The 8,371-nt window shown below is 50.3% G+C and carries 9 protein-coding genes and 1 pseudogene; 7 read left to right on the top strand and 3 right to left on the bottom strand.

Features of this window, described 5'->3' with window-relative positions; all coding sequences use genetic code 11:
- The first annotated feature begins 112 nt into the window (after nucleotides 1–112).
- Nucleotides 113–1,069 (top strand): bifunctional 2-dehydro-3-deoxygluconokinase/2-dehydro-3-deoxygalactonokinase, encoded by a 957-nt coding sequence (kdgK1, locus tag C5C07_RS20015; RefSeq protein WP_115805995.1) that lies wholly within the window; start codon nucleotides 113–115, stop codon nucleotides 1,067–1,069.
- A 64-nt stretch (nucleotides 1,070–1,133) separates the two neighbouring features.
- The gene (locus tag C5C07_RS20010) at nucleotides 1,134–1,994 is read left to right on the top strand and encodes an SMP-30/gluconolactonase/LRE family protein (RefSeq protein WP_115805994.1); all 861 of its coding nucleotides are present in this window, start codon (nucleotides 1,134–1,136) and stop codon (nucleotides 1,992–1,994) included.
- Between the two features lie 3 nt (nucleotides 1,995–1,997).
- Here the strand turns inward: C5C07_RS20010 and C5C07_RS20005 are convergent, their stop codons facing one another.
- Nucleotides 1,998–2,651: a bifunctional 4-hydroxy-2-oxoglutarate aldolase/2-dehydro-3-deoxy-phosphogluconate aldolase gene (locus tag C5C07_RS20005; RefSeq protein WP_115805993.1), complete on the bottom strand. Its 654-nt coding sequence runs from the start codon at nucleotides 2,649–2,651 to the stop codon at nucleotides 1,998–2,000.
- A 179-nt stretch (nucleotides 2,652–2,830) separates the two neighbouring features.
- Here C5C07_RS20005 and C5C07_RS22010 point away from each other — a divergent pair.
- Nucleotides 2,831–2,961: pseudogene (locus C5C07_RS22010) on the top strand (transposase); the annotation flags it as partial.
- A 489-nt stretch (nucleotides 2,962–3,450) separates the two neighbouring features.
- Entirely contained in the window at nucleotides 3,451–4,662 is a 1,212-nt protein-coding gene (locus C5C07_RS19995; RefSeq protein ID WP_115805997.1) for a site-specific integrase, read from the top strand.
- A 37-nt stretch (nucleotides 4,663–4,699) separates the two neighbouring features.
- Here the strand turns inward: C5C07_RS19995 and C5C07_RS21215 are convergent, their stop codons facing one another.
- Nucleotides 4,700–6,013: a hypothetical protein gene (locus C5C07_RS21215; RefSeq protein WP_147302066.1), complete on the bottom strand. Its 1,314-nt coding sequence runs from the start codon at nucleotides 6,011–6,013 to the stop codon at nucleotides 4,700–4,702.
- A gap of 225 nt (nucleotides 6,014–6,238) precedes the next feature.
- Between C5C07_RS21215 and C5C07_RS19990 the strand changes: the two genes are divergently transcribed.
- Nucleotides 6,239–6,931 carry a nucleotidyltransferase domain-containing protein gene (locus C5C07_RS19990; protein WP_115805992.1) on the top strand — a complete coding sequence of 231 codons (693 nt, stop codon included), beginning with the start codon at nucleotides 6,239–6,241 and terminating at the stop codon, nucleotides 6,929–6,931.
- On the top strand, nucleotides 6,924–7,445 hold the full coding sequence (locus C5C07_RS22250) for a DNA-binding protein (RefSeq protein ID WP_115805996.1): 522 nt from the start codon (nucleotides 6,924–6,926) through the stop codon (nucleotides 7,443–7,445). The genes C5C07_RS19990 and C5C07_RS22250 overlap by 8 nt, the downstream gene beginning before the upstream one ends.
- A 145-nt stretch (nucleotides 7,446–7,590) precedes the next feature.
- Here the strand turns inward: C5C07_RS22250 and C5C07_RS19980 are convergent, their stop codons facing one another.
- The gene (locus C5C07_RS19980; protein WP_115805991.1) at nucleotides 7,591–8,022 is read right to left on the bottom strand and encodes a nucleotidyltransferase domain-containing protein; all 432 of its coding nucleotides are present in this window, start codon (nucleotides 8,020–8,022) and stop codon (nucleotides 7,591–7,593) included.
- Between the two features lie 207 nt (nucleotides 8,023–8,229).
- On the opposite strand from C5C07_RS19980, the gene C5C07_RS19975 reads away from it, so the two are divergent.
- On the top strand, nucleotides 8,230–8,371 hold a 142-nt coding region (locus tag C5C07_RS19975), incomplete at its 3' end, for a restriction endonuclease (RefSeq protein ID WP_147302065.1).

Genomic DNA, 8,371 nt, shown 5'->3' with positions numbered 1-8,371 from the left:
ACCTGAGAAGGACGGAAATTCAACGAAACAGATGCTTCGTCGGATAGGAATTGAATCCTCCAGAAGATTTATTCAGACCTCTTCCATCGGTTCAGATACTGGTGAGATTAAAATGAGTGAATTAATCACATTTGGAGAAACGATGATACGGCTTTCGCCCCCGATGGGCGAGCGAATCGAAACGGCGAGGGAATTGGATTTCCGGTCTGCAGGCGCAGAGAGCAATGTCGCAATAACGGCGTCTCGATTGGGCACAGACGCCTGTTGGATGTCCAAACTCCCGGACTCACCGCTCGGAAGGCGGGCAGTTAAAGACGTTTCCGCCAATGGCGTCAATCCTGAAATTTCGTGGAGCGATGACGGCCGAATGGGGACGTACTACATCGAACAGGGAGGAAGTCCACGCGGAACGTCGGTCATCTACGACCGAGACGACGCTGCGATTCAATCAGCAACGAGTGAGGAGTTCGCCGTTGGTGACTTGTTTGGAGACACAACAGCATTTTACACAAGTGGAATCACACCAGCACTCTCTCCCCAACTCCGAAAGACGACCATGTCGCTTCTCGACCGGGCGAATGAGTTCGGTGTGACAACGTATTTTGATGTGAACTACCGGTCGAAACTGTGGTCGCCAGAAGATGCACTGGTGTGTTTGACCGACCTCTTCGAATATATTGACGTGCTTGTCGTTGCGAAACGAGACGCAGAGAACGTCCTCAATCGAACCGGAGCAGCGACATCAATCGCCGAGGACCTTCGCAGAGAATACCAACTGGAGACCGCACTCGTCACACGTGGGGCTGACGGTGCCGTCGCAGCGACAAAGAGAAAGGTACTCGAACAATCTGCGTTCGACGCAGAGACACTCGACCCAATCGGAACGGGTGATGCCTTCGTCGGCGCATTCATTGCCTCACAACTCGCTGGTGAGTCAATCAGAGAGTCGCTCAAAACAGGAGCGGCAACGGCAGCGTTCAAGCGGACGCTCGCAGGCGACCAGACGGTGGTGACACCAGCAGAGATAGAGCGAGTAAAAGAACAGCGAGCCAGAGGAATCAACCGATGATAACTCGATATTTTCTATCTATCGTAAGCGAACAACAATATCTGCCACATGAGTATCAAAAACAATGGAAATAGAGCTAATCGCAGACTATCCCTGTAAGACCGGAGAAGGGCCGCTTTGGCACACTGACGAATCGTCTCTCTACTGGGTAGACATACCAAATGGGGTGCTGTACCGCTACAATCCGGAGACGAAAGTGCACGAGTCCGTTTATCAAACAGGTGTCATCGGAGGTGTGACTATTCAAGCAGACGGCTCACTCTTGCTGTTCTGTGACGCAGGAACGGTGAAGCGTTGGGATAACGGCACTGTCGAGGCGATTGCAACGCTGAACGAAGCCGCTGAGACACGATTCAACGACGTCATCGCCGACCCTGAAGGACGCATCTTCTGCGGGACTATGCCGACAGACGATGAACTTGGTTCACTTTATCGACTCGATTCCGACGGTTCGTTCACCCGAATCATCGATGCGGTCGATATCCCAAACGGGATGGGGTTTAGCCCCGATTTAGAGACGTTCTATTTCACAGAATCTGGAGAGCACTTGATATACGACTTCGACTACAACAGAGATACAGGAGCCATATCGAACCCGTCTATTTTGGTCGAAACAACGGATGAAGAGGGTGCCCCCGATGGGTTGACTGTGGACACAAATGGGGATATCTGGTCTGCTCGGTGGGACGGAAACGTGCTCGTTCGGTATTCATCAAACGGTGTCGAGAAGGAGCGAGTCAAGTTCCCGGTCAGAAAGGTATCCAGCGCTACGTTCGGCGGGCCTGCCCTCGAAAGCCTATATGTTACGACAGCAGGTGGCAACGACCGAGTTAAAGAAGGAGCATTCGCTGGGTCACTGTTTCGGTACGTGACGAACAGTTCGGGCCGCACCGAGTTCCGTTCTCGAATCAGGCTTGACGAGTGACGGTTAGTCGGAACGAGCAGATTCGACCGCCGAAACGAATTCTTCAGCCTGAGACCGGACACCCTTCATCTCACCGTTCTCGATCGCCTCGTAGTTGACTAGCGCCGACCCAGCGCCGACGGCGACCGCACCCGCGTCGAAGTACGGTCCAACGTTGTCGGCAGACACGCCGCCGGTCGGCATGATTGGAATATCTCCGAGTGGCCCTCGCAACGCACTCACGTGATTCGGACCGACAGTCGCTGCCGGAAACAACTTGAGGATATCTGCACCGGCGTTCATCGCTTTGACAGCCTCAGTCGGTGTCATGATCCCCGGGATGGCGACGACACCTTCGTCGTTACAAATATCGATGACCTCTACGTTGAGGTCGGGTGCGAGTACGAACGATGCACCAGCATCGATAGCCGTATGAGCAGTTGCTGCATCCATCACAGTTCCCGCGCCAACGACGGCATTAGTTTCACGTAGTTCTTCTTCAACCGCGGAAATCATCGCTGCAAAATCTGGGTTGTCAGCTGTGACCTCAAGTGCAGTGACGCCGCCTTCATAAATTGCCGTCGCGACTTCGACAATTCTTTCTCCTGAGATATCTCGGAGAACTGCGACGACACCGCTCTCTATGAGCTGCTGCTGAACGGATTGCTTTCGACTCACAATCCAGTATTCGGGTGGTGTTGTAAAAAGGTACACTGTCACACACGTAGCACTGCCGCGCATTGTTGCAATGATAGAAGCATCCACGAAGCCCGTAAGGCTGCTCCCGAGAGGGCGATATCGTGAACGATGTGGTTTCACCACAGTCGATTCTTACGAACTCAGATATGAATGATGGAATCTACAATATATGGCGATTCACTGATTTCCTGCTGAAAGCTGGGACCGGTGATGAGATGGACTGTGCGCCTGTGATAACGCTGGAGAGTGCGTCGAGTTGGTCTCTTCGGCGCTGCTTCCGCCAGACTAATTGGATAGACACTCCAGTTTTCCTCTCGTGAGCGGTAGTGGTATCTCTGAGCGGAATATATCGGCTTGTTTTTGATAATCTCAGATAGTTCTATGATTTTGACAAATTTCCTAGCCCATATTTCCCGTAGCCTAGCCTAGTTCAGTGACAAAGAAACGCTAAAATTGCCCATCCTCCGAACTTGTGGGGTCGGGACCTCCCGAATTTCTGTATAGCGATATTTAATTTATGGCCACATTCGAATTCTATCCCCTCATTTTACTAATTTTCGTTGTGTACAATCCACCCCCGCATAAGCCAAAGTATTAACTCAATGGGAGAAAGTCGGTGAGTAATGAGAATCTGCAACTCAGAATCACCCCAACACAGAGCGAGAAGGTTTCTTCTCCGTGAGAAGGCGTGAATCAGCAGTCAGACTCCCAGGGTTTAGAGGTCGAAGAGGAAGCTTCAGAGAACGAAACGAGAGAGCGTCGCTACAAGTGGTCTCAGATGAGCCTCGACGAACTCGTCGACGTCTACTGGCAAGATATTGCACCGATGCGATATCGAGACGGGTTCGACGAGGACCGCGACGTTCCAACGTACAATTGGCTAACCGAACACGGATACAGTGGCATAGCGTACGCGCTGCGCGAACATCACGATCTCACGCCCAAGCAATTCTTCGTCGACGTTGTCGGCCTCGAAGACGAGGAATCTGTGGGGTGGGAGTGGAACGTCGATGACGAAGATACTGTCAACGCTCTAAAAGTGTACCTCAACTCGATACAAACCCGTGGTGGACGGGCAGAGAGTACCGTCGAGACCCACCGGACGCGACTGGCCAAGTGGGTTCGGACGTACCGAGAGGTGCACGGGACAGATGCGTTGCTCGAACCACTATCTGAGTTAGACCAGCAACCGCCCGAAATCGAACGTTGTCTCGCCGTCCTCGACGTCTTCGACGAGGAGCTATCGACCGATCGGTCGAAGCTCGAATATCTTCACGTCGCCCGAGCGTGGTACGCGTTCGTGAAACGCCGGAAGTATGCGAAGTACAATCCGCTTTCGGAGGCCGGTGAGGAGTTCGGCTGGGAAGCGAGTGAACCTGACCCACAGGCGTTGTCGGCGTCACAGGTCCGTCGAATCTACAGCGAGGTCGACTCTCCCGAAGCGGAGTTACTCGTCGTTGCACTAGCTGGGTGGGGGCTACGACCCTCGGAGGTCGCCGCGTTGCACGTCGACCAAGTGGTCTTGGATGCAGAGGACCCGCATTTGTCGTTCGGGGATGGAGAGCGGAAGAACGGCCCTGGTGAGGTGACGCTGTTGTATGGAGTTGATGTTGTTGCTGACCGTATTGGTGCGCTGTCGGACCGTGAGACGTGGGACGGGTATCTGTTCCCCTCTCGGTCATCGTCAACGGGTCACGTGTCAGTTAGTACGATACGTCGGCGGTTCAAGCAGCTTGCTGACACTGCTGGCGTGGTTGTCGATGGAGATACGCCCACACCGAAGATGGGGAGACGGTTCTGGTACTCAGCCTATCAGGAGGCTGTTGGGGAGGTTCTAGAGGGATTGGAGGGGGTTGCCGAAGATCAGGGGAGTTCGTCGACGGAGGTTGTACTTCGGAACTATCTGTCGAGGGAGCAAGAGCGGAAGGCTCGGCGGAGGAGGATGTACGAGAAGTTAGAAGGTGCACTTAACAGATACGAGAACAGTTAGTGAGGAAGCGTGACTTAAACCTAAAATAGACTATGGGTTATATTTTTATACTCAGATACTTGTTTAATTTGAATTTATCCAATTCAGATTCGAGTTCTTGTCTACTATTTTCGTCAATCAGCGCTGAGTCTAATGGGACTTTATCATTCTCAGACAAATTCGTATTTTCTTTCAGCCACGCAAAAATAACGATTGATGTTCTAAGATAGTCCCACATGTTACGCTGCTCATTGCTTGGTTCAAATTCACCACCAGCAGATGAACTACCTCCATGAACCCAGCCGTTTCGCGTTCCGTATGCATCGTTTATCACGTCACGAACCTCAATTGCTGAACTTTTCTGTGCGACTAACGATATGAGATACCCTGCGTAGCGCTGAACATCACGACTGGATTTTCCCCCATCTGTATAGTGTTTGTACAGTGATTCTAAACCTATTACCGAAAACGTGACACTCTCATGAAAGCTATTGAAGCTATCAATTGATTTGCAAAGGTGGGACAATGGCATATCTATATTTTTCTTCCAAAGTCTTTTTTCGCTATCTGAACTTATTAAACTCAACAGCCTCTCGATTCTTTTACTATCGTGGGCATTCAGTTTAGCAGGGGACATTGGTGGATCATCAGGATCACTAATGTGCCCTTCAGGTGAATGTCCATATTTGCATATAATTGCCCCGTTTGAACCCACTTTAGTAGCAAAGTAGAGTTCGAATAATTTTTTCAGTATATGTTGTGACTTAGTATTAATATGGGTTGGTAGGTTGTTTGGGTGATAGGTGATATCTCTTTCTGCAACGAGATGAGCTGCGATTGGAAGTTCCTTGAATGTCACAGGATAATGGCCACCCATCGGTTTATCAATTACATCTGACTCATATTTCGGTTTGATTGAATAATCTCCAAACAGTACACCCCCTTTTTGTGGAATCACACCCCGGAAGAAAGATAATTCACGGCCTTTCTCTCTTTCTGCCAATTTAGAAATCAATCTATTTGTAGCAAACTGTACATTTGGAACTTTATACTCAAACATTGGACCAAATGCATCGTAAAGGATTTGCTTCAAATGAGAATCTGTGAGCGATTCATTGTACTCCGATTTGACAAACTTTCGGATTTGATTAGCCGGATCGTTTTCCCCACTGAACTGGTAGAAATTTGATAACACGTATGGGAACATGTCATGGCCGACACTCATCCCCATTCTAGTAGAATAAATCAGTTCTCCATCAACCTCTTTTTCAAAATCCTCATCATTTTGTATTTTTTCCACAAATTCAGACACTAGTTCTCTAAGTTGCTGGTCTGGACTTTTAGGAGCCATGGAAAAGAAATCGTCTGTCATTTGCCTGGTTACTAACTTGCATAAATAAATAGATTACTTCACAGAGAAACATAAAGGCCAACATAAACCTTTATTTAATTTGTATAAGGTGGGTTTTTGAATACGGATACCCTCACTTTTCCACCTAAGCGAGGCTACCCGGACAAGTTCAACTAAGCATACTACTTGAACAGATACCCTATTTTTATATAAAGTATAAGTAAGTGGACGAATTTACTCTTTAGTATGCAAAGTAGCACGAATACTTCCCATAGAGAGGGGACAAGCATATCACTCGATATTCCAGCACAAGACGCGAATTTATTCAAAAGCCAAGCAGTCCACGAAGTGCTTCTATTTTTATCTCGTTATCACGCTGACTCGTTTTCTATCACTGAATTAGCTGACGCTGTAGATTACTCCCAGCCAAGTATTTCCAAGGCGGTGGACGTATTGACTGCAAACAACCTTGTAATCGACCGCCGTGAAGGGAACACGCGGCTTGTACACGTCAACCGAGCTCGGTTGTCACGACCGGACGACTTGTTTCTTCAGATCCCCCAATCAGAATTCCAGCCACCTGTCCGCACTGCAACCAACGAATTAGTCGAGAATCTCGACGGCGTCATTGGCATCCTCCTCTACGGGAGTGTCGCACGAGGAAACGCAGACCGGCTAAGTGATATTGACCTATGGGTACTCGTTGAGGAAGATCGAATGGCGAACCAGCGAACGGCAAACCGTGTACGACAGGATCTCGAAGAGCGGCAATTCGAAACAGGCCGGTACGCATACGATATCGACGTCGAGTCCTTGCCTGCGATTCCGAACTATACTGAGGAACTGCGAGAGGTACTTCGTGGTGGGCTTGTTGTCTACGACTCCGAGAAGTTTGAAACAGTCCGAAAGATGGTCTTCCACGGTGAGCTCGATGAGTGAAAGATCCGATCCACGAGCCATAACCGACGCACTCAACGCGGCAACTGACGCGTTCAACGAGGAGGGGTTTGGTGTCCCAGCACGCGAAGACGGGATCGACCCGGACGACGATTGGAAAACACAGCTCACGAAGGCCTGCCGATTGCTTGCAGCCGTTGATCAAATCGCTGATCAAGGGTTCTACACTGCGACGATTGAGTTGTGTTTCGGTGCAACCGAACGGTCTATCGAAGCGTTTGCATTAGCCGAAGGAACGAGCGAGCTCAATGACTTCCACGACCATACCACCTGTTACGATCGTGCATCTGACCTAGGGCTTCTTTCTCGGGACACAACACGCGACCTTCGGCACTTGTACGATACTAATCGAACTGACAGCTACTACGGCGGACGTCGCCCAACGCAGCGACAAGCAGAAGCGATGCAACAACTTGCCAAGAGTGTCCACAAGCACGTCACCAACCAGATAAGAGTAGGCGGCGTTTGCACGTGCGAGACCGGAACTAATCCATAAGAGATAGTCGTTCGACGAGAGAGATGCATCGAAACCTAAGGTTCGAGGCCGTTCTGAATTCAAGTCGCATCACGACTTCACCACGTGCCTCATATTCGATGCAGTAGGTTAATACAGGTACATCCAAATTGAGACAGCTCGCTCGTCAGCCACGGAGTCCCTCCTCCGCAATGCGGTCAATTACCGCGCGCCGCTGACGCCGAAGGTCGTCCCGCTGTTCGGCGAACTGTGCTTCAGTCTCTGTCTTGAACTGTTCGAATGCCTGATCATCACCGCAGACGAACGAGCCGCGGACTGCATCATGTGCAACAGCTAGCGGGAGCGTCTCAATATCCGAGAGATCAACGAACGGCGCATCCTCCCACTGAAGATCACCCGATAGGAAACACTGCTTCTCAAATCGGTCACGAGCAGAAAGGCTGTCCGCAAGCTTGACTGCGATGTCGAGATCAGACGTCGTCGTCGCCTCACCCGTAATCTGTGAGCCGAATGTGACCACGAATTCGAGATCCGAGTCAGAACAGACTGCCTCTCTGAGGGCAGAAAGTACCTCTGAACGTCCATCACTCGGTTCCATGTCTAAATCTAGGGTGTATCGTCACAAAAGAATCCCGCCGGACTGAGACAAGTTATGGAGTGTGTACAGAAAGACACCTGGCTTGAACTCTGTCGAGGGTGCAGTAGACGGCTCACAGCGTTCACATTGACGGGCGTTGCAGCACCTGGTGACAGGGAGACAACTAATTAATAGGTACAGTACGTCTGGTTGTCAAGTGAAATTCTCATGCCACTCTTAGATGATTTCTCCGGATTCGAATTTGAAGACCTGATGGAGGATGTTTTTCGGAATCTCGGGTACGAAAACGTCCATCAGGCACGCAAAACCGCCGACGAAGGACGAGATATCCTCATGGAGGAGGTCGTCG

It is taken from the genome of Haloferax sp. Atlit-4N (assembly GCF_003383025.1).
GTDB classification, from domain to species: domain Archaea; phylum Halobacteriota; class Halobacteria; order Halobacteriales; family Haloferacaceae; genus Haloferax; species Haloferax gibbonsii.
This window is presented reverse-complemented; position numbering and strand designations above follow the sequence as displayed.